Raw genomic sequence first — 22370 nt, 5'->3', positions numbered from 1 at the left:
CCTCAGTCTTGCGGGAGTTGGTACTGCTCCACAATCCGCCGGGCAAAGGGGGGCACGTGCTGCTCCAACTTCTGGAGATAGTGGCGGCGCACGTAGAGGTAGTTGCGGGTGAAGTGGGAATCGATGGAGAAGCGGGCATATTCCAGGCCGCGCGGCCCAAAGCGCTGGATTGCCGCCCCCAAGAGGCGAGCCAGCCACATTGGCAAACTCAGGGCTTGGTCGTAGGCAGGGATCCCCTGCTGCACTGCCGCCCTCCGGGATCCCTGCGAGATCACCGGTTGGGTTTCCAGCTCCTCCCAGACTAAGTCCAACAGCTCTTGCCCCCGCTGATTGCGCACCAGCAGCCACTGCCAGCCCAAGGGGGATCCCATGTAGCCCACCACCAGATCTGCCAGAGCATTCACATAGTCAAAACAACTGAGGCAGGAGGGGGCAAACACGTCCTTGAGTTCTTTGGTCTTGAGGCCGAAGAAGGGCACCTTTTCCACCGAGCCATCTTCGTGTTTGAAGTGGATGTGGAAGTCTTGCATAAACTCGTAGTGCACCACCGTCTGTGGGGAGCGGCTGGTGGTTTCTAGAAACTTTTGCAGCCCGGCACGGCTGACATTGTCCACACAGGGCGTGCCCAACACGTACAGCTTCTCCAGGCCCAGTTTTTTTTCCACCGCCCGCAAAGCCTGAATTTGGCAGCCCACCCCGATCACCAATAGGCGCTTGAGGCCGCTTTGCTCCACCTGCTCCAACACAGACAAGTTGGGAGAAAGAGTTGGCTTGTTAACTCGCGCCGCCCAGACCGCTTCGGGGGTACGGGCCAGGATGGGCCGTGGCTGAAAGCGATCCCGCTCATCCGCCTGCACGCACACCACCCCTTCCACCAAGCCAGTGGTGAGGGCCTTCATGCCAATGCTGCTGACAATGCCCGTCCACTGGGCCCCCGGGATCGGATCCCGCTTGCGGGCTGTGTACATCGCCTCGTAGACACCGAAGTAATCGGTATCAGTGACGGCAAGGGATCCTGAGCGCAGCGATTCCCGGGATCGCCCGTGGGTCTGTTCTTCCAACTGGGTCAGTTGCTGGTCCAAGAAGGCACAGGCTTCTTTGACGTGGGCCACGTAGCGGGTATCGCAGAGGCCGCACTGGCTGCACAGCTCTTTGGCCGGATAGCGGCCGGAACGGATGGGCCGGGCTGGACGCGGTGAACGGGATCCCATGATTTCTAGTGTTTGCGTAAGCGGAATGGAGTCCAATGGATCTTTTGAGCTTTGCTATTTAAGCTTTCTTTGAGATCTAAAGACACAGGCACCTCAGGCGTTCGCAGCAACGGCAACCAAGGTGCTCTCTTCAGTTTGCGGCCAAAACGGCAGATAGCGGCAAAGAACTTCGAGGGATCCCTGCTAAAGGAGCGCAAAATTTCAGAGCCTCTATAGATTGCTGTAGCGTTCTTCCGCCCAGGGTTCACCGCCCATGTAGTAGCCGTTGCTCCCCCAAAAGCTCAGTTGATCTCAGGGGGGAAACTCCAGGCATATGGGTGAGGGATCAAAGTGCGCACCGGCCCTACCGGGAGCGGTTGTCCTTCCAGGGTATGAACCAGGTAGTTTTCGGGGCGGGTGAACTCCTCCAGAGTCAGGTTGGTGGTGTAGCCGCCATAACAGTGTTGCATCACCGCCTTGGCCTCAGGAGCAATGGATACCAACTGCAACCCATCCGGGATCCACACCCCTGTCCAGTTGACACCCTCCATCTCCTTTCGGTACAACGCAAAAACTGGAGACACGGCACAGCTTGCCCACTGCTGTCGCCCCCATCTAGCCCCACCACTTGGCCGGTGTACTCCGTCATCGAAGGCTTGGTACTGCGCTGGAGTGGCCTTGAGGAGTTTGGCATCTCCGACCAGCGTGGGTGTATCTTAATTGCAGGTCTAACAGGGCAAAAGCCGTCCTGGAAGGGCGGGGCTTTGGACCTAGCTTTTTGGTAAAGGTATGGGCTCTAGGGTGGAATCTTGTCCGTGACGGGCCTGTAGGATCGGGTCAACCGGGAACGAGGACTGGCGCTGCTTCAGGATCGGGGAGAATGGATCCCTGTTGGAGCCTGTGAATGGCTGCCGGGGATAGGGGAGAAGAGCCCGGAAGGAACTCCGTCCCGCTAACCCAAGCGGGTGAGGTTGATAAGGCCGACTCGTGGAACTGAGTTGAGCAATTTTGGGGTGCAGAGCGTGTTGTCGATGAACCTATGGAGTGCAGGGCTGTTGGGCCTTACCTTCAGCTCACCTGGAGAATTTGTCTTCCGCTTTCCCCCCGGCACCCCGCTGGTGGGAGGGCTGGGCCTACGCTGGTATGGCCTATTGATGGCAGTGGCCGTGTTGGTCGGCTTGATCTTGACCAAAGCGTTGGCAGAATCTCGTCATCTAGAGAAAGAGCCTGGCAAAGCCAGTGAACGAGTGGAGCTACTGGCCCTGTGGTTGGTAATATCTGGGTTTCTGGGCGCCCGCCTCTACTACGTCCTCACCCACTGGTCAGAGTTCCAAGACAACCCCCTCTCGGCCTTTGCCATTTGGCAGGGGGGTCTCATCATCCATGGCGGGGTGCTGGCCGGTGCTCTGGCTCTCTACTTCTATTGCCGCGCCACCGGGATCAACGGCTGGAAGTACGCCGATGTGCTCACGCCGGGGTTGATTTTGGGCCAAGCCATCGGGCGCTGGGGCAACTTTTTCAACTCTGAGGCCTACGGTGCCCCTATTCCTCCCGACAGCCCTTGGCCGCTGCGGGTGTACATTCCTCCCCAAGCCCGCGAGCCGGAATACAGCCAATTTGAGTTTTTTCACCCCATCTTTTTTTACGAAAGCGTCCTCAACCTGCTTCTATTTGCCCTCTTGATGGGAATGTTCTGGCGCTTTCCCAAACTCAAAGATGGCACTTGGGTTTGGACCTATGTTGTCGGCTATAGCCTGATCCGCATCCCCTACGAAATCTTGCGCGTGTCGGCGGTGGCCTATCTGCCGGGAACTTCCATCAAAGCCGCCTATGTAGCCAGTGGCTTGGGCTTGGTGATCGGGATCGGCATGTTGATCTACATGTACCGGCTGCGCTTCGACCCCGATTTGGAACAACTGGCAGCGTGGTTATCGGAGCAAGCGGGATTAGCGCCAGAAGCAGCCCAAAACCTTCTGGAACGGGCTTGGGCTATTCAACAGAGACATCGCCGCGCCGACCTGTTGGATCGTGTCACCCTCGCCATGCCCCACTTTCCCGGCACCCTTGCCCCTCACCTGTCTCTTGGCCAACGGGAGCTGCTCATGCGGCAACTGTTTTGTCGCCTGGAAGGCAGGGATCCCTCTGAGGAAGGGCTGGCCCAAGCCAGTTAGTGCCGTGGCCATCAGGCTGAATCAGGGTCATTCCCTCACCCCCAAGGAGAAAGCAGGGCCAGGGAGCAAAACCTTTAGGCCAGCAGACCTCGGGCCAGCAAACCCGCCCCCCCTCCCATCAACACCAACAGCCAAGTGGGCTGGCGAAAGCGCATCAAGGCAATGAAGGCCGCTACCCCGATCCCCAAAGCCACCAGCGAAGCGGGAGTTGTTTGTTGTAGCAGCGCATTTTGGGCCAAGGGCACTGTAGCCGCAGCAACAGCCCCCAGGGCCGTTGGGGTAATTGCCTGCAGGGATCCCTTCACCCAAGCATTGTGCCGTATGCGCAACAGAACCGGAGCTGCCAGCAAAATAAAGGCAAAAGAAGGGGCAAAGATGGCCACTGTTGCCGTCAGGGCCCCCAGCACCCCTGCCACCTTGTAGCCGATAAAGGCTGCCGTCAGCACCACCGGGCCAGGAGTAAATTGCCCAATGGCCACCCCATCCAAGAACTCTGTCGGCGTCAACCAGCCCAACTGATCCACCACCTCGTCGGCGATGAAGGGGATGATCACCAGCCCTCCCCCGAAGATGGTGCCGCCTACTTTCAGGAAAAACAAGGTCAAAGGCCAGAAATAGGCACCAATCCGCTCCAGACCCCAAAAGCTGCTCAGGATAAGGGTTTCCGGTGGAACCGTGGCCACTACCGTCTGGGCCAACGTCAATACTGGCCAAGGGAGTAAAATCGGGATCCCCGATAGTGGGCCTTTTTTGGGCCCATACAGCAGCAGCCCCACCAGAGCCGCCAGCCCGAACAGCAACAGGATATTCACCCCCCCAATCAGCAGCAGGGCAAAGGCCGCCACCGCGATCAGCCCCCGGCTCCAATCCTTCACAGCTTTACGGCCCAGTTTCCAGCAAAAGGCCAGGATAATGGCGATCACCACCGGGGCCACCCCAAAAAACATCCCCTCTAGCTGCGGCACCCCCTGAAAGCGAAAGTAAAGCCAAGAAAAAATCACCTCGATCACAAAAGCAGGGGCAATGAAGCAAATCCCCGCCAGCACCGCCCCCAACCAGCCTGCCCGCACATAGCCGACATAGATCCCCATCTGGGTAGAAGCTGGCCCTGGCAACATTTCACATAGGCCCACCCCTTCGGTAAATTGTTCCTGGCTCATCCAGCCCCGCCGGATCACCGCCTCATCGTGTTGCATGGCGATGTGGGCTTGGGGGCCGCCGAAACCCAGGGATCCCAGCCGCAGGAATACCACGGCAATCTCTTTCAGGCGCGTTGAAAGGGAGGGCAAGTTGTCGGGGGCGTTTTCCGGCCTGGGGAACTGACCGGGAGCAGACTCAGAAGACATGGGCAAAGCCCGGCAAGACAACCCCGCCTATCCTGCCATCTGTCCGGGATCCCTTCAAGAGGACAACACTCGCCCGTTTATCCTTTCACCCAAACTGCCCCCTCAGGTCTTCAGGCTTCGCAACCACTTTTCCAGAGCGCGGATCGGCGCGGGATCCCGGTAGACGCGATCTTGACGTGCTTTCACCTGCTGGCCCATTTGCTCTCGCCACTCTGGATCCAAGCCCAACTGACTGGCAATCTGGACGTATTCATCGAGGGTGTGGGCGATGGTATCCAGGATCCCCATCTGCTGCAGGATGGCGTAGGTGTGGCGGCCCCGCAGCAGGGATCCGGGCAAGGTGACGATGGGCAGGCCGTGGGGCAGGGCTTCCAGGGTGGTGTTGCCCCCTGACCAGCCGAGGCTATCCAGGTAAATATCCCCCAGGGCGTTGTAGGCGGCATATTCTGCAGGCGAGAGTTCCGGTAGGAGCACCACATACTCTTCGGCAGCTAGGTCATAGGCCTGAAAGGCTCGTCGCAGCCGCTGCCAAAAGCGCTCGCGGATCCCTTGGGAGAGGCGGCCCCGCAAAAATAGAAATTGACACTTCCCCACTTCCCGGGCGATGCGGGGGAACACCTCGTCGTACTGAGGTAAGTACTTGAATAGGGATTGGGCGCAGAGGTAAAGCACCCTGTCGGGATCCACCCCCCAAGCTTGCCAGTCCACAGGGGCGGGGTCAACTTCTAGGGGAATATAGTAGGTGCCGATGCCAGGCAGGGGCAGGAGCTGCTCGGTGTAATGGCCGGCCCCGTCCGGCGGCTCCATCAGCTCGCTGCTGAGGAAAACGTCTATTGTCGGCAGGCCAGAAGTTTGCGGGTGGCCCCAGGCCATCGCCTGTACCGGCGCCAAGCGGAGGGCGGCCAGTTGGGCACAGACCGGGTCAATGCCCACTTCCGGGTAGAGGAGCACATCCAGCTGTGCCTCTCGAATAGCCGCTTGCCATTCTTCTATGCTGCGGGATCCGGCCACAAAGTGCTCAAAACGAGGGGGCAGGGAGCACGTGACCTCATCTTGGATGACCGAGGTGTGGAAGCCGTAGAGGGCCACTTGAGCACGATCCAGGGCTTCTACCCAGCCACGAGTCAGGATCTTCCAAACGGAGTGATCCCGAAACAGGCCGGAGACAATGCCCACCCGCACTCGGCCAGGATGTCGCTGCCAGAGGACGGAGGGCTGGGGATAGCGGGCCGCCATCACGTCCCTCACCAAGGATCCGTAGAGCTGCTGCAGATCGCGGTCGTTCTGGCCTTGGTAGGGCAAAAAGAAGGGCTGGACGGAGCCGATCCCGGCAGCCGCTTGCTCCAGGGTTATCGGATCCCGCGGCAGTTGTTCCCAGCGGGCCTTTACCTGTTGTAGGGCTTGGCGGTAGCGCTCCCGGGCCACGGAAACTTGGTCTGCCGAGGCGTACAGCAAGGGCAACTGGCTCACACACCACCCCAGGGCCGCGGCCAAGTCGGCGGGATCCGCTTGCCAGAGTTGGTAGAACAGCTCCGCCGCTTCCTCCTCCCGGCCACAATCCCGCAGCAGGATGGCCAGGGTGTAGGCGGCATCGGCAAAGTCCGGCTGCAGCTCCAGGGCCTGTCCCAAGGGGACAAGGGCCGCCTCCAAATCCCCCTGCTGCCGCAGCACCAGCCCCAGCTGGTACAAAACTTCCGCGTCCGGCCCCCCCTGCTCTAGGGCCAGTTGCAGGTGAGTTTTCGCCTCCGCCAGCTGCCCCGCCTGCTTGAGAACAATTCCCAAATTAAAGTGGGCGTCGGGAAACCAGGGCTGGTGGGCAAGGGCCTGCCGGATCAGGGCAATCGCGTCGTCCAGGGATCCCTGTTGCTGCCGACAGACCCCCAAGAGGTGCAGTGCCTCGGGGTGGGTGGGCTGGGCTTGCAGCACCTGCTGGTAAAGTGAGACAGCCTGTGGCCATTGCCCTGCCTGGTGATGGCGAACGGCTTGGGCCAACAGACGCTGCAGGTGCTCTCCTCTGTCCTTTCCAGCTCTGCCTAGGCCAAAGCCTTTCCCCGGTCCAGACACAGTGAGCTCCTCTCGCCGGCGGATCCTGGGCCTCTACCCCATCAGCCGTTGGGGAAATTGAGAAAGCCCGCCAAGGCCGGAGCAATCGGCAACAGGGTCATGACCATCAAAAAGAGGGCCAGCAATGCCAAAGCATCCCGCTGACCGTCGGTTTCAGTAATCTCATCCTGCGGTGGACGCTCTGGCTCGCGGGCGATGAACAGGATCAGCAGCGCCCAGTAGAGGGCCAAGACGTTGCTGATGGCCGCCACCGCCAAGGCAATCAGGGTGATGAAGGTGGCGCGGGCCGCCGTCTTCCGCCCGTACACCGCCTGCACAATGCGACCCCCGTCCAGCTGCCCTGCCGGCAGCAGGCTCAAGGCGGTGATTGCCAGGCCAATCCAGCCCACGGCAACAAAAGGATGAATGGGAACCAGCTCCGCCTGCAACTGGGATCCCAACACCAGCCGCGCTAGGGTGCCTACCAGGATGGAGCTGCGGAAGATCTCCGTGGGCACATACAGACCCTCGGAGCCGGAGAGCTTCAGGCCAGCCAAGAGCACCAGCAGCGACAGGATCCCGCTCGCTGCCGGGCCGGCAAAGGCAATGTCGAAGAGGGCCTTGCGGTTGGGCACTGGCGATTGGATGCGGTTCAGGGATCCCAGCGTGCCGATCCCCAAGCTGGGGATAACAAAAGCAGGGCTGAGGCGCACGCCGTACTTGCCCGCCATCCAGCGGTGTCCGGTCTCATGCACCAGCAAGATGGCGAAGATCCCGGCCGCCACCGGCAGGGCTTCCACCCAGCGCCCCGGCGCATCCAACAGCCGGAAGCCCAAGAGATTGGCCCCCACCTCCAACGTGGCGACGAAGCTGAAGACCAGCAACGCCCCCGCCAGGATCTGCGCCCCCACGGAAGCGCGGTAATTGACGATGGGATCCGGCAAGACCACCACCGCCGGCTTTTCCGCCGGATCCTCCACCAAAAAGAGCTGGTAGCGGCTGCCCACCTGCTCTTTGAGCTTCTCCACCAGCAGGGGTACCACCACCTCCGCCTCCTGGCGCAGGTTGCCCTTAAAAATCGCCCCTTCCCCATAGGGGACGGTCTCGGTGACGAAAAAGGTATCGAGGCCGAAAATAGACTGAATGGCCTGCAGATCCTCAGCCGAGATCCGCTGCAGAACCGCAGGCGCTTCCAAAGGCGCCTCCCCTGCCGAAGGGGCTTCCCCCTGCTCTTCCAGACGAGCCAACTGCTCGCGACGGGCCTGCAGCTCCTGTTGGGCCAACTGGCGGGTCTTGCGCCCCACAGCAATGTAAAGCCCCGTAAACACCAGCAACAGCAGCAGGAAACCGGCAAAGTTGAGGTAGATTCCCAGCAGCAACAGCCCTAGGAAGACCACCCAGGGCAACAAGAGCAGGGATCCCTGCAACCACACCCAAACGGCTAAGGATCCCCGCCGACGGGCTCTCCAGAAGCCCCAACCCAAAAAGGCCAGCGTTCCCAGCAAAAAGAGCGGCGTAATCTCAGCGGCAATGTTCATGGCTGACCTATGAGGCTGTACGGGTACCAAGCTGAGGGCAAGACGGCTCAAGCAGAAACAGCCGTTCCTTCAAAACGGGGCTCCGGCTGCTCCCACAGGTAGAAGCCAGCTTTCCGAGGTTTCAGGAGGAACAGCCGCAAAAACTGATAGAAGTTATCCAAGTAGAGGGGCAGCTTGCGCAAACCCTTGAAGGGGCCGGATCCCCGGGCAATCTCCCTCAGCTTAGCGTTGTTGGCCACGCACTTTTGCAGCCGCCGCACAAACTCAAGGTTTTCCACATCCAACACCACCGGGAACACCTTGGCCGCCTCGCGGTTGGTCTTGTAGATTACCTCCATGTCATAAGTATGGGGATCCAGCCCGATGAGGCGGTAGAAATCCGGGCGCTCTCCCACATCGTTGAGGTACATAGTGGCGAACACCGACAGCAAGAAGAAGCGGCACCACAGCTTGGCCACCCATCCCTTGAGCAGCCGCGGCTGGCTTAGGAGCATGAGCGCAAAGAAATCGCCGTGGCGGTTCTCGTCCTGGCACCAGTTCTTGAAGAAGTTGAAGATGGGGTAGATGCGGTCTTCGGGATGGGCCTCCAGGTGGCGGTAGATGAGGATGTAGCGCCAGTAGCCGATCTTCTCCGAGAGATAGGTGGCATAGAAGATGAAACGCGGCGCGAAATAGGTGTAAGACTTGTGCTTAGTGAGAAAGCTCAGGTCGAAGGCCATGTTGAAGTCGCCCATGGCGCGGTTCAGAAAGCCGGCATGGCGGGCCTCATCGCGGCTCATCAGGGCAAAGCACTCGGCCAAAACGGGGTTGGTCTCTTTTAGCTTGCGCGACAGCTCCTTGTAGAGGAGAAAACCGGAGAACTCGGCTGTACAGGAGCGCTCCAAGAACTCCACAAACAACCGGCGCGCCTGCGGATCCAGGCGGCTTTCCCAGTCTTGGTTGAACTCCTCACCCCGGACGAAGTGATGGCGGTTGTAGTCGGCGCGAAACTCCTGCAGGATGGCCCGGAAATCGGCCTCTCGATCCCCTAAGCCCATTTTGCCGATGGCCTCGAAATCGGTGGTGTAGAAGCGCGGCGTCAGGATGGTCTCGGTGGGCACTCGCGCTTGAGTTTGAGCAGCTTGCAAACTGGGACTCATAGTGATTTAAAGCGGATGAAAAGGCCAGGTATACTCTCGCAGTTTACCAGCCTCTCTGGCCGTCGTGGGGATAAGAAGTGTTACCGGCAGGCTCTGAGAGATCCTTAAGACTCCACTGCCAGCGGCTGGGATCGCAAGGGATCCGTCAGCTCGCTGCCCTCCTCCGAAGGCGGGATCACCTGCCAAAACAGAGGCAAATAGGATTCCCAATTTTGCAGAATGCGCTCCGCTTTGGGGGAATGGGTGCGGCGATAGTGCTCTTGGATCAGGCTCTTCAGTTGTGCCTCTGCTGCTGCTGTCTGCACCCGCTGAATGCGCACGATCTCCCCGTTGACCTTGGCGGGGAAGTTGCCCTCCTCATCCAGCACATAGGCCAGGCCGCCGGTCATCCCCGCTCCCAGGTTGCGGCCCACCCGCCCCAGCACCACCACCACCCCACCGGTCATGTACTCGCAGCAGTGGTCGCCGGATCCCTCGATCACCGCCTGCGCTCCCGAGTTGCGCACCGCAAAGCGTTCCCCCGCCTGGCCGTTGGCAAACAGGGATCCGCCCGTGGCCCCGTACAAACAGGTGTTGCCCAGGATTACATTTTCCGCCGGATCGCGGGGCGCCTCAGGGGGAGCCAGGATGACGATCTCACCCCCGCACATGCTTTTGCCCACGTAGTCATTGGCTTCTCCTGTCAGGGTCAGGCGCATCCCCGCCAGTGTAAAAGCGCCAAAGCTCTGGCCGGCGCTGCCGACAAAGCGCAGATCCAACTGCCCCCCCTGTTGGGCGAAGCCGGTATCTCCGTACAAGCGGGCCAAGGTTCCGGCAATGCGCCCGCCCACACAGCGGTCGGTGTTGGCGATAGGGATCTCCACCGTGGCCGTGCCGCAGGTCTCCACCGCCTTCTGCACCTCCGGCTGAGCCAGGATCTGCTCATCCAGCACCGGGCCGTTGGAATGCACCGGCTCATGCTCCAACCAGTCGGGCAGGGTGTTGGGATCAAAACCGGGGGGAGTTCGCAGCAGACACTCCAAGTTCAAGGATGGGGTTTTCTGGAGAACGGCATCGGCCCGCGGACAGAGCAGATCCACCCGTCCAATCACCTCCTTCAGAGAGCGGTAGCCCAGTTGCGCTAAGACTTGGCGCACCTCCTCCGCCACAAAGGTGAAGAAGGTCACCACGTGATCCGGTGTGCCGGGGAAGCGCTTGCGCAACTCCTCCTTCTGGCTGGTCACTCCCACAGGGCAGTTGTTAGTGTGGCACACCCGCGCCATGATGCACCCCTCCGCAATCATGGCCACCGTGCCAAAGCCAAACTCTTCTGCCCCCAGCATGGCCGCCATCACCACTTCCCAACCCGTGCGAATGCCGCCATCCACCCGCAGGATGGAGCGCTGCCGTAGGCCGTTTTCCAGCAGGGTATGATGCACCTCCACCAGGCCCAACTCCCAAGGTGCCCCGGCATGTTTGATGGAGCTCAAGGGGGAAGCCCCTGTGCCCCCTTCATGGCCGGAGATTTGGATGATGTCGGCGTTGGCCTTGGCTACTCCTGCCGCCACCGTGCCGATGCCCACCTCCGCCACCAGCTTCACCGACACCTGTGCCTGGGGGTTGACCTGGTGCAAGTCGAAGATCAACTGCGCCAGATCCTCGATGGAGTAGATGTCGTGGTGGGGCGGCGGCGAGATCAAGGTCACCCCCGGCTTGGAGCGGCGCAGCTTGGCGATGTAGGGGCTGACCTTTTTGCCCGGCAGTTGCCCGCCCTCGCCCGGCTTGGCCCCCTGGGCAATTTTGATCTCAATTTGCCGCGCGTTGAGCAAATACTCCGGTGTCACGCCAAAGCGGCCCGAGGCCACCTGCTTCACCGCCGAGCTGGCGTTGTCCCCCATGCGCAGCCCCTTCAGGTGGGGAAAGCGGGCCGAGGTGCCATCTGGGCCTACATCGGTGATGGGGAGGTATCGTTCCGGATCTTCCCCGCCTTCACCGGAGTTGGACTTGCCGCCGATGCGGTTCATGGCAATGGCCAGGGTCTCGTGGGCCTCGCGGCTGAGGGCCCCCAAGGACATCCCACCTGTGGCAAAGCGTTTGAAAATCTCCGACACCGGTTCCACTTCCTCCAAGGGAATGGGATCCCGGTCGCTGCGGAAATCCAGCAGGTCTCGCAACGCGGTGGGGGTGCGGCTGCGCAGGTGCGCCCTGTAGATCTCATAGTGGGCAGGCTGACCCGATTCGATGGCCTTGTGCAGCAGTTTGGCCATTTCTGGACTGTTGATGTGGTATTCGCCTTTGGGCCGCGCCTGGATAAAGCCAAAGTTCTCCAGCTTTTTCGAGGTGAGTTCGGGAAAGGCCCGCTGGTGATTCACCATGCCCTCGCGGGCCAGATCCGCCAGCGTCATGCCTCCCACCCGCGACACCGTGCCGCGGAAGGCCAGATCGATCACCTCTTGGCTCAGGCCAATGGCCTCGAAAATCTGCGCTCCGTGGTAGCTGGAGAGCAGAGAAATGCCCATTTTGGAAAGAATCTTGAGCAGCCCTGCCTCAATGGCGGCGCGGTACTTCAGTTGCACCTCGGCCAGGGAAAGCTGGGGCAACTTGCCGGCAGCCATCTGGGTTTGCGTCTTGGGCTTGTGCCACCACTGCCGCACAGCTTCATAGGCCAGATAAGGACAAACGGCGCTGGCCCCGTAGCCGATCAAGCAGGCAAAGTGGTGGGTGCTCCAGCATTGGGCAGTCTCCACCACCAGGGAAGCGCGTAGGCGCAGCCCCTCCTGGATGAGGTGATGGTGGATGGCGCCCACCGCCAACAGAGGTGGGATCAGAGCCTGCTCGGCATCAAGGCCGCGATCCGAGAGGATTAAAATCTCAGCTCCCCCCCGCACTGCCTGAGCCGCCTGCTGGCAGAGGGCCCGTACCTGGACCTCCAGTCCTTCTGGGCCGGCAGCCACCGGGTAGAGAATCGGGAGCGTGTGGCAGGGAAAAGGGGTATGCTGCAGAGCGGCCAGCTCCGCTTCGTTGAGCACCGGGCTGCGCAACTGCAACAGGCGGGCATGCTCAGGGCGGATCTCCAGCAGGTTGCCCTTGGATCCCAGATACACATCCAAAGACATCACCAGGCTCTCCCGCAGGGGATCGATGGCAGGGTTGGTGACCTGGGCAAAGCGCTGCTTGAAATAGTCGTAGAGGGGATGAGGCTGGGTGGACAGCACAGCCAGCGGCGCATCGTCCCCCATGCTGAAGGTGGGCTCCTTGCCCGTAGCCGCCATCTCCTCGATGATCATCTCCACATCTTCTGAGGAGTACCCGAAGGCGGTTTGGGCTTGTAACAGTTGTTCTTCCGAGAGGTGAGGGGTATTTTCAAAGCCTTGGGTGCTGAGCTGAACGCGATGGGCTTTGAGCCATTCGCCGTAGGGGTGCTGGGCTGCCACCTGGGTTTTGATCTCCCAGTTTTTGCAGATTTGCCCGCTCTGCAGATCCACCGTCAGCATCTGCCCCGGGCCTAGCCGCCCTTTTTCCAAAATGTCGGTCTCCGGCAGAGGAACCACACCAGCTTCCGAGGCCACCACCAGCAGACCATCGCGGCTGCGAGCGTAGCGGGCTGGGCGCAGGCCATTGCGATCCAACGTGGCCCCGATGGTTTTGCCGTCGCAGAAAACCACCATCGCTGGGCCATCCCAGGGCTCCTGCAGGCCGCCGAAGAACTCGTAGAAATCCACCACTTCCGGGTGATCCTGAAGCTCCGGCTGGTTGCGATAGGCTTCCGGGATCAGCACCATCATCGCCTGCTGAGTGGAGTAGCCCGACTGAATCAACAGCTCAAACACAGCGTCCAGACCCGCCGAGTCGCTGGTGCCCGGGTCAATAATCGGCTTCAGATCCTCGACCGCTGTACCCCAGCGGGGATGGGAAAGGGTTTGTTCGCGGGCGGCCATCCAGTTGACATTGCCCAGGTAGGTGTTGATCTCGCCGTTGTGGCAGAGGTAGCGGAAAGGCTGAGCCAGCGACCAACGCGGCAGGGTATTGGTGCTGAAGCGGCGGTGGTAGGTGGCGTAGGTGGTGGTGTAGAGGGGGTTTTGCAGATCTCGATAAAACTGGCCCAGAACCGACGATTGCACCATGCCTTTGTAAACGATGACCCGGCAGGACAAAGAGGCAAAATACAGAGCATAAAAGCCAAACCGAGCCTCTACCCGCCGCCGAATGCGCCGCCGCAACAGATAGAGCTGCTGCTCTAGCTCGTCTCCTTCCAGCGTGGGATGGGTGAGGAGCATCTGCCAAATGGAGGGCATGGTCTGCCGCGCCATCGGCCCCAGGCAATTGGGATTGACCGGTACCTGCCGCCAAACCACCCGCTGCCAGTCGGTGGTGGTCAAGTACTCATCGATCACCTGCTGCACCGCCTGACACTCAGCAGGATCCTGAGGCAAAAAGACCATCCCCACCGCGCTGTGAGTGGGATCCCAAGCTCGAATTTCTTCCCTCTCTGCCTGCAACAGCGACCAGGGGATTGCCGTTGCAATGCCCGCCCCATCACCGCTCTGGCCGTCGCCGCCACAGCCACCCCGATGTTCCATACAGGTGAGGGCCTGAAGGGTTTTCTGCAAGAGGTCGTGGCTGGCTCTCCCCTGCTGATTCACCAAAAAGCCGACCCCGCAAGCATCCCGCTCTTGAAAGTGCCAGTTTTCCTGCAGGATAGGGGCCGAGACCTGAGAGGGATGGGGATTCATAGGAGTAAAAACAGTTTGGAATAAATCACGCTTTCAGAGGTGGAAAACCAGCATATCGCACTCCAATCCGACAGGAAAAGGGGGGCAGTCTCAAGTCACGGCTGGCTCTTGCCAACAGGGCAACCGTTGGGGCAATCGGCTCAGCGAAGTAAAGACAAAAAAGCTCGCCATGAACAGATTTTTCGAGTTTCTTCTGCAGCTTTCCCCGACGGACTGCGGACGATCTGAGAAAGCTAGGGCGAATGCGCCAGCTCACACCGGCTCCGCTCGCTGGCAACTGGCCCTGTGGAGAACTGCGGTAGGGAGACAGCCGTAGGGTATGTCCAGGAAGAGGGCAACCCCACAGATGTACAACAGATGTACAAAGTCAGGCGTGCAACGGTCTATCGCTGGCTGAACCTAGAAGACCTCAGGCCGACAAAAGTCAAGACCCAGAAGCCAAAGATAGACTTGGCCGCCCTGCAGCAAGACATAGGCCAGGATCCAGGAGCTCAATTGTAAGGATAGAGCTCAGAGATTCGGGTCGCGCCAGCGGGACGGAGCCCTTGCCCTATTGACTATACTGGTGGTGCTCTGGGAGCAATGATACTATTACCCTAGATTTTTCGTGTTTCTGAGTAAGCTCATGCTGACTTGCCCAAGCCGTCATTCTTTTAACTTAGATACGACAAGATCCATAATGGAAAGCAGCATTATCGATGCCAGGATTGTCACAGGCAATTTATACCTGAATCTACTCAAAAGATTGTCTCAGAAGTCAATATATCCCTAGTTAATAAACTTAAGCGACTTTCCATTGCTGCTATATCTTATGTAAATGAACTACCAGAACTCTGGACAAAATTATGTTAATCACAAATCAACTTATCCTTCCCAAATCATGGAGGTCTACCCGTCAAAAGAGGTACTTTGATCCTGCGATGCGACGAGCTATTGCCATTTGTGCTAGCAGGTTGGAGCTTGAAAGCAGGACGAGCTTCCCAAACTTGTTCAGAATGATTGTTCAGAATGACTGTGTCTCCACATGGGTTGGAGTCAGTGTTGCCGAGAAAAGCCATATCCTTGCTAGATTGAAGTCATGGGATCCCTGACTCTACCCGGTAGAACTGAACTTTATGACCGTCCCTCTGATTCACAGCCGTGACGTTCTAGAGAGCCGTCTCAAGGAGATTCCTGCTGAACCCGGCGTATATTTGATGCGAGATGCCACAGATCAGATTCTCTATGTGGGCAAGTCCAAGAAGTTGCGCTCTCGCGTGCGATCTTATTTCCGCTTTACCGGCGACCTGTCCCCTCGCATTCAGCGCATGGTAGCTCAGGTTTGCGAGATCGAGTTTATCGTAACCGACAATGAAAGTGAAGCCCTAGCCCTAGAAGACAATCTGATTAAGACCCATCAGCCCCCTTATAATGTTCTCCTTAAGGACGATAAAAAGTATCCCTATTTGTGTATTACCTGGTCGGAGCCTTATCCCCAGCTTTACATCACCCGCCATCGTCGCCTTGATCGGAATCAAGACAAATACTATGGCCCCTACACGGATGTTGGTCTATTGCGCCACATCCTTGGACTGGTCAAACGAATTTTTCCCTTGCGCCAACGGCCCAAACCTCTGTACAAAGATCGCACCTGTTTGAACTACGACATTGGGCGCTGCCCCGGGGTATGCCAAGGCTTGATCAGCCCAGAAGAGTATCGCAAAACGCTGACTCAAGTGGCCATGATCTTCCAAGGCCAGACAGATGAGCTGATCCGAGAGCTGCAGGAGAAGATGATCCAGGCCGCCGAACAGGAAAATTACGAGGCAGCCGCACGATATCGGGATCAAATTCGCGGTTTGGAACAATTGGGAGAATCCCAGAAGGTCTCTTTGCCTAACTCTACCGTCAGCCGTGATGCTCTGGCCTTGGCCATGAATGATTCACGAGCCTGCATTCAATTGTTTCAGGTGCGGGCAGGCAAGTTGGTGGGGCGGCTGGGGTTTGTGGCCGAAAACCGCGGTGACGACCCAGGCCTTATCTTGCAGCGGGCTTTACAAGAGCATTATCAATACTGCGATCCGGTGGAAATTCCCTCTGAAATTTTGACCCAGTATGAATTGCCGGATCGGGATTTTCTGGAGTCTTGGCTGAGCCAGAAAAAAGGCCGCAAGGTCAGCCTTGTTGCCCCCCAACGGCAGAGCAAAGCCGAGCTGATCGAGTTGGTTGAGCGGAATGCCCAACTGGAGCTAACCCGCACTCAGCGCTTGGCGGATCGGGATGCCGCGGCCTTGGAGCGCTTGGCAGAAGTCTTGGATTTGCCGGATGTGCCCCGCCGTCTAGAAGCCTACGATATTTCCCACATCCAGGGATCCGATGCTGTGGCCAGTCAGGTGGTGTTTATCGATGGCCTGCCTGCCAAACAGCACTACCGCCGCTACAAGATTCGCAACCCTGAGGTGCGCCCCGGTCACTCCGATGATTTTGCCAGCCATGCAGAAGTGGCCCGGCGTCGCTTCAGCAAAATGACCCCTGAGGATCAGCCGGATTTGGTGCTCATCGACGGGGGCAAGGGGCAGTTGTCGGCAGTCATGGCCGTCTTGGCAGATTTAGGGCTGGATCACCTGCCGGTGATTGCCTTGGCCAAACGAGAAGAAGAGATCTTTCTGCCGGGGGATCCTGTGCCCTTGCGGTTGCCGGCCCAAGATCCGGCTCGCTTGTTGTTGCAACGCCTGCGAGATGAGGCCCACCGATTTGCTCTCGCCTTTCATCGCCAGCAACGGAAAGCGCGTCAGCATGCCTCTACGCTGGACGAGATCCCCGGCCTAGGCAAGTATCGGCAAAAGCTGCTGATGGAAGAATTTCGGTCGATTGCCCGCATTCAGGTGGCCTCAGAAGACCAGTTGGCTCAAGTGCCCGGCATTGGCCCGAAGATTGCCCGGCAGATTTACCGCTACTTTCACCCGGAAACTCAGGCGGGATCCCCGGAGACTGCAGGGGTGGAGTAGTTGAGAATCCGCACAGGGATCCCTGCTCCCCCAGCACTCGGTGGGGTGATATCCACAGAAACCTAAGCACCCTTCCTCGCCCGTAATTTTACGAGATCACGGGGGAACTTGTAGTGCGGGAAACATCGCTTAAGGCAGAAATGATACATAATCCCAAGGACAGGTGTTCTCAGTGCCCTGGTACTGCTTGCGAAAACATAGGGGATCCTGATGTTGGCCGGACTCGATGTGCTCCTGGAGAATGCCCCCATTGGGATCTTTCGTGTGGATCTGCAGGGACGATACCGGTTTGCCAATGCCAAGCTTGCCGAGATATATGGCTATGCCTCCTCCGCTCATCTGATGCGCCATCTGTCGGATTTTGGCCATCGTCTTTATGTCGATGCTGCCGGTCGTCGTCAGATTTTCCAGGATCTGCTTGCAGGCAAAGTCGGCGACGGGAGAGTGGCCCAAGAGTTTTTGATCCACAGTCGCAAGGGCTTGGACTTGTGGGTGCGAGAACAAATTCAAGTCGTCCGCAATCCGGCAGGGGATCCCCTCTGTTTTGAGGGGTATGTGGAAGACATCACGGCACAGAAGCGGGCTGAACAAGCGCTTGCAGAGAGCCAGCTCCGCTACGAAAGGCTGGTTTGCGCTATTCCACAAGCCTTGATGATTTTTAGCCGAGAAGGCCAATGCCTGGAGCTGATTTCTTCCCCGGAGAATACTTATTTTGCTTCACTCTCAGCAGAGCATATTCAGGGAAAAGCAGTGGGAGAGCTGTTCGGCTCTGAGGTTGGCGATCAACTGCAGAGGCTGATTGACCGTTGCTTGAGCAGCGGATCCCGGCAAACCTTGGAATATCCCCTAACCAACTCAGCAGGGGAGCTCCGTCACCAGGAAGTTTGCGTGGTTCCCCACGGAGCAGATTGCGTGCTTGGCTGCATTCAAGATATCACCGAGCGCAAGCGGCTAGAGCTGGCCTTGTTGGAGATTCAACAGCGATTCTGGGGAATTGTGGAGTCCTGCAATTTGGGCATCTCTCTGCTGCCTCTTGAGCCAGAAGCTAGTCCGCATGGCATGAACTCAGCCCTCAAGGATATAACAGGATATTCTGCAGAGGAATTGAAGGCTTTGCCTCTGGAGGCTTGTATCCCAGACTTGGCCGATGTTGAAACTCTAAAAAAACTTTGGCAGGAGATGATCGAGGGTCGGCGCAGTCATTATGAATGGGAACATTGCTACACCCGAAAGAATGGCCAAATCATCTGGACAAAGTCCCAGGTTTATGTTGTTAGAGATGAAGAACAAAAGCCTCTATTTGCCGTTCACTTCCTGGATGATATCAGCGAGCACCGATCTGTCAAATTCGCCCTTGAGAAAATCCAAAACCAGCTACAAGGGATCTTCAACTTCTGTAGCCAAGGGATTGCTCTGATGAGCCTGGATCCTGATCCCCAGTATCTCAGCCTCAACCCGGCAATGGCAGAGATTACGGGGTATAGCGAGGAAGATTGGTCAGCTCTGAAAGCGGAAGATTACACCCCCTATCCTGAAGATCGAGAACGGGGCGAGATACTCTGGAATGAATTGATTGCCGGATACGCTAGCAACTATGAATATGAAAAGGTGATCCGCCGTAAAGATGGCAGAGAGATCTGGGTTCGCCTGCAACTGTCTGTAGTGCGAAACGCTCAAAACGAGCCTCTGTTTGCCATTCAATTTCTAGAAGACATTTCCGAGCGAAAAAGGGCCGAAACTCACCTGCGAGAAAGTTTGGCCGATCTGGCCCGCAGCGAAGCACGTTACCGCGCTCTTTACGAAGTGATTCCAGACATGATTCTGCAGGTGGATCGGCAAGGGCTAATCCTGTCCTACAAGCCCCCCAAAGGATTTGCATCCGCCTATCCCGATGACCGCTATCTCAACCAATACATTCAAGATCTGTTTCCAGAGCATTGGAAAACCTACTTTGCCCCTTTGCTAGAGAAAGCCTTTCAAACGGGAGAAATTCAGGTTATTGAATATCCGCTTCCCAAAACTTCTCAAGACACTGCGGAAGCATTGCCGGAATATCGCGAGGCCCGTCTGTTGCCCTTTGGGCCGGATGAGGCCATTGTTTTGGTGCGCGATATCACCCTGCGCAAGCGCCTGGAGCTGGCCCAGCAAACACGAGAAGCTGAATTAACAGCCCTGGTGCAACAGCGAACCCAGCAACTGGAACGCAGTCTACAGTTTGAATCGATTCTGCGCCGCCTTACCCATCAGATACGGGCAACTCTGGACGAAAAGCAGATCTTGCAGACGGTTGTGAACGAGCTGGGGAAATTTTTGGGCGTTCTTTTTTGCAATGTTGGCCTTTACGATAGCCGCCGAACCTACTCCCTGATCAGCTATGAATACACGACGCTTTCGACCTCTGGGATCGGCGCTCGGGTTCAGATGAAAGATTTTCCCCTCTTCTACGAACAGCTATGGCGAGGCTGGTGCTTTCAACTGTGCGCTCGGGATCGTCAACGGGATCCCAACACTCTGCCCCCCTATCTGACCAAGCTGGCCTGCCCCATTGCGGACGATCAGGGCATTCTTGGGGATCTGTGGCTGGCTCGGCCTCCTGAGGAGAGTTTTAGCGATTGGGAAATCGATTTGGCTCAGCAAATGGCGGCCCAGTGTGCGATTGCCCTGCGACAGGCCAGGCTCTACCTCAGCAGCCAGGCTCAGGTGACGGAATTGAAAAAGCTCAGCCAAATTAGGGATAACTTCCTGGCCGCCGTCTCCCACGAGCTGCGCACTCTCCTCAACAGCATGAACCTCTCGGTTCACCTGTTAAGGTTAAGCCATCAAACTTCCCCCCTTACCCCTAAGCAAATTCAATATCTTGAGGTTCTGGAGCAGGAGTGCAAGCGAAAGATCTCCCTAATTAACGATCTTCTGGATCTACAAACTTTGTTGGGCGATAGGCTTACGCTGCCCTCTGAGAAGGTTAACTTGCCTTTCCTTTTGGCACCTCTCATCAATCGGTTCCAAGACCAGATGCGCAAGCGGCAGCAAACTCTACAAGTTCACTGGGATCCCCACTTGCCCTATTTGCACACCCATCCTCGCCTGTTGGAACGCTTGGTCTGTGAGCTTTTGACCAATGCCCACAAATTTACGCCCGCCGGCGAACACATTGTCCTAGAGGCTGTTGCTTTAGGTTCCGACCGCTGGGAGCTGCGCTTGACCAACACGGGCACCACCATTCCCCTCGAAGAACAAGAACGCATTTTCGAGCGGTTTTATCGCATCCCCCACTCGGATCCCTGGCAGCAGGGGGGAACAGGCTTGGGATTGGCCCTGGCCCAAGCCATTGCCAACCACTTGGGCGGCTCTTTGCAGGTGGAAAGCACTGCCCACCAAACCACGTTTATTCTTCGCTTGCCCGCAGCAGAATCTTGTTGACGATTCGGTTTGGGCCACTTATGGTGAGATTTACCATATGGGGGGCAGGGTGAAGGTAGCGCTGTTGCAACTGAACTACATCGTCGGCGATCTGAGCGGAAATGCCGAGCGCATCCGTTCAGCGGTTGAGGCAGTGGCGGCGGCGGGAGCAGAGTTGGCCATCACCTCCGAGCTGGCGTTGCTGGGATATCCACCCCGCGATTTGTTGCTCTATCCGGCCCTGGTCGAGAGGGCAAGCCAGGTTTTGCAGCACTTGGCCAGCCGGTTACAGGCCAGCATTCCGGTGGTCGTGGGATCCGTGCAGCCCAATCCTCTGCCTGAGGGTCGGCCCCTTTACAATGCTGCTGCCTGGCTGGAGGGGGGCCAGATCCGCCACTGGTTTCAGAAGTCGCTCTTGCCCACCTACGATGTCTTCGATGAGGATCGCTATTTTGAGCCGGGATCCCAGCCCCAACCCATCGAGTACCGTGGCCGCCGCCTGGGCTTTACCATTTGTGAAGACATTTGGAACGACCGCGACTTTTGGCAGCACCGCCGCTACCACTGGGATCCGGTGGAAGAGATGGCCCGCTGCGGTGCCGACCTGCTGATTAACCTCTCGGCTTCCCCCTTCAGCCTAGGCAAACAGAAGTTGCGGGTGGAGATGCTGGGATCCCTGGCCCGCAAGCACGCCCTGCCCATTCTCTACGTCAATCAGGTGGGGGGCAATGATGATTTGATCTTCGATGGGGCCAGTTGCGCCCTGGATCGCTGGGGTCGGGTTGTGGCCCAAGCGGCTGCCTTTCAGCCGGATCACCTCATCCTGGATGTGGACGAGTTGACGCAGTCTCCCAACCCAGACCAGAGCCCACCGACCGCGGGATCCCGCTGGCCGACCGAACCAGAAGCCGAGCTGTACGAAGCCTTGGTTTTGGGCACCCGCGATTACGTCAGCAAATGTGGCTTTCGCGAGGTGCTATTGGGCCTGTCGGGGGGGATCGATTCTGCCGTCACTGCTGTGATTGCTGCCGATGCTTTGGGGCCGGAGCGGGTGCTGGGGGTGCTCATGCCCTCTCCCTATTCCAGCCCTGGCAGCCTGACCGACGCCTACCAACTGGCGCAAAACCTGGGGATCCCGACCCTGAAGCTGCCGATTCAGTCCATCATGGAGAGCTACCACCAGCTTTTGGCAGAGCCCTTTGCCGGCCTCCCCCCAGACATCACGGAAGAAAACCTGCAATCGCGCATTCGCGGCACCCTCCTCATGGCCCTTTCCAACAAGTTCGGGCGGCTGCTGCTGACCACAGGCAACAAATCAGAGCTAGCAGTGGGCTACTGCACCATTTACGGGGATATGTCCGGCGGCCTGGCGGTGATTTCCGATGTGCCCAAGACCTGGGTGTACCGCTTGGCTCGCTGGATCAACCGACAGCAGGAGCGGATCCCGCTTGCTACTCTGACCAAGCCCCCCTCAGCGGAATTGCGACCCGGCCAACAAGATAGCGACAGCTTGCCCCCCTACGATTTGCTGGACAAGATCCTGCAGCGGCACATCGAGCAGCATCAGTCCAGCCCCGAGTTGGTGGCTCAAGGGTTCGATCCCGACATCGTGCAGCAGGTGCTGCGGCTGGTTCAAAAAGCCGAGTTCAAGCGACACCAAGCTCCCCCTGGGCTGCGCATCACCGATCGCGCCTTCGGCACCGGCTGGCGGATGCCAATCGCCAAGCGTCAAGAAGGGATCATCTAATGGAACTAGGTTGTGTTGATCTTTCATTTGAGCCAAAAGAGAGCACTGACGAGATAGAGAAAACTCAAGAAGTTCCTGGCCAATTTGTCAAAACGAGA

General features: G+C 58.3%; 12 protein-coding genes and 1 pseudogene. 6 read left to right on the top strand and 7 right to left on the bottom strand.

The genetic code is table 11. The features are described 5' to 3' along the window. Positions 1-2 precede the first annotated feature (2 nt). A complete protein-coding gene (locus ACVWY9_RS12550) occupies positions 3-1211 on the bottom strand; it encodes a Coenzyme F420 hydrogenase/dehydrogenase, beta subunit C-terminal domain (protein ID WP_457388689.1) in 1209 nt (402 codons plus the stop codon). A gap of 281 nt (positions 1212-1492) precedes the next feature. Then, complete coding sequence (locus ACVWY9_RS12545) at positions 1493-1741, bottom strand: molybdopterin-dependent oxidoreductase (RefSeq protein WP_457388687.1); 249 nt, start codon at positions 1739-1741, stop codon at positions 1493-1495. A 480-nt stretch (positions 1742-2221) separates the two neighbouring features. Between ACVWY9_RS12545 and lgt the strand changes: the two genes are divergently transcribed. Then, positions 2222-3361: a prolipoprotein diacylglyceryl transferase gene (gene lgt / locus ACVWY9_RS12540; protein WP_457388685.1), complete on the top strand. Its 1140-nt coding sequence runs from the start codon at positions 2222-2224 to the stop codon at positions 3359-3361. Between the two features lie 74 nt (positions 3362-3435). Here lgt and chrA read toward each other — a convergent pair whose 3' ends face one another. The 5 genes from chrA to ACVWY9_RS12515 form a co-directional block, all read right to left on the bottom strand. Next, positions 3436-4707, bottom strand: a complete 1272-nt coding sequence (chrA, locus tag ACVWY9_RS12535; protein WP_011432884.1) for a chromate efflux transporter — start codon at positions 4705-4707, stop codon at positions 3436-3438. Between the two features lie 102 nt (positions 4708-4809). After that, positions 4810-6771 carry an O-linked N-acetylglucosamine transferase, SPINDLY family protein gene (locus tag ACVWY9_RS12530; RefSeq protein ID WP_457388683.1) on the bottom strand — a complete coding sequence of 654 codons (1962 nt, stop codon included), beginning with the start codon at positions 6769-6771 and terminating at the stop codon, positions 4810-4812. Between the two features lie 41 nt (positions 6772-6812). After that, the gene (locus ACVWY9_RS12525) at positions 6813-8288 is read right to left on the bottom strand and encodes a site-2 protease family protein (RefSeq protein ID WP_457388681.1); all 1476 of its coding nucleotides are present in this window, start codon (positions 8286-8288) and stop codon (positions 6813-6815) included. A 47-nt stretch (positions 8289-8335) separates the two neighbouring features. Further along, positions 8336-9427, bottom strand: a complete 1092-nt coding sequence (gene acsF / locus ACVWY9_RS12520) for a magnesium-protoporphyrin IX monomethyl ester (oxidative) cyclase (protein WP_414424555.1) — start codon at positions 9425-9427, stop codon at positions 8336-8338. 104 nt (positions 9428-9531) lie between these two features. Further along, complete coding sequence (locus ACVWY9_RS12515) at positions 9532-14139, bottom strand: glutamate synthase-related protein (RefSeq protein ID WP_457388678.1); 4608 nt, start codon at positions 14137-14139, stop codon at positions 9532-9534. Positions 14140-14424: 285 nt separating this feature from the next. On the opposite strand from ACVWY9_RS12515, the gene ACVWY9_RS12510 reads away from it, so the two are divergent. From ACVWY9_RS12510 to ACVWY9_RS12490, 5 genes and pseudogenes are all read left to right on the top strand, one after another. Continuing rightward, the gene (locus tag ACVWY9_RS12510) at positions 14425-14640 is read left to right on the top strand and encodes an IS630 transposase-related protein (protein WP_414329292.1); all 216 of its coding nucleotides are present in this window, start codon (positions 14425-14427) and stop codon (positions 14638-14640) included. A 168-nt stretch (positions 14641-14808) separates the two neighbouring features. Beyond that, positions 14809-14991: pseudogene (locus ACVWY9_RS12505) on the top strand (IS1/IS1595 family N-terminal zinc-binding domain-containing protein); the annotation flags it as partial. 263 nt (positions 14992-15254) lie between these two features. Then, positions 15255-17126, top strand: coding sequence for an excinuclease ABC subunit UvrC (uvrC, locus tag ACVWY9_RS12500; RefSeq protein WP_457388676.1), 1872 nt, complete (start codon positions 15255-15257; stop codon positions 17124-17126). A gap of 210 nt (positions 17127-17336) precedes the next feature. After that, positions 17337-20546 carry a sensor histidine kinase gene (locus ACVWY9_RS12495; protein ID WP_457388674.1) on the top strand — a complete coding sequence of 1070 codons (3210 nt, stop codon included), beginning with the start codon at positions 17337-17339 and terminating at the stop codon, positions 20544-20546. Positions 20547-20595: 49 nt separating this feature from the next. Further along, a complete protein-coding gene (locus tag ACVWY9_RS12490; protein WP_457388705.1) occupies positions 20596-22272 on the top strand; it encodes an NAD+ synthase in 1677 nt (558 codons plus the stop codon). The last annotated feature ends 98 nt before the right edge of the window (positions 22273-22370 follow it).

This window comes from Thermostichus sp. OS-CIW-31 (genome assembly GCF_054060305.1).
This window is presented reverse-complemented; position numbering and strand designations above follow the sequence as displayed.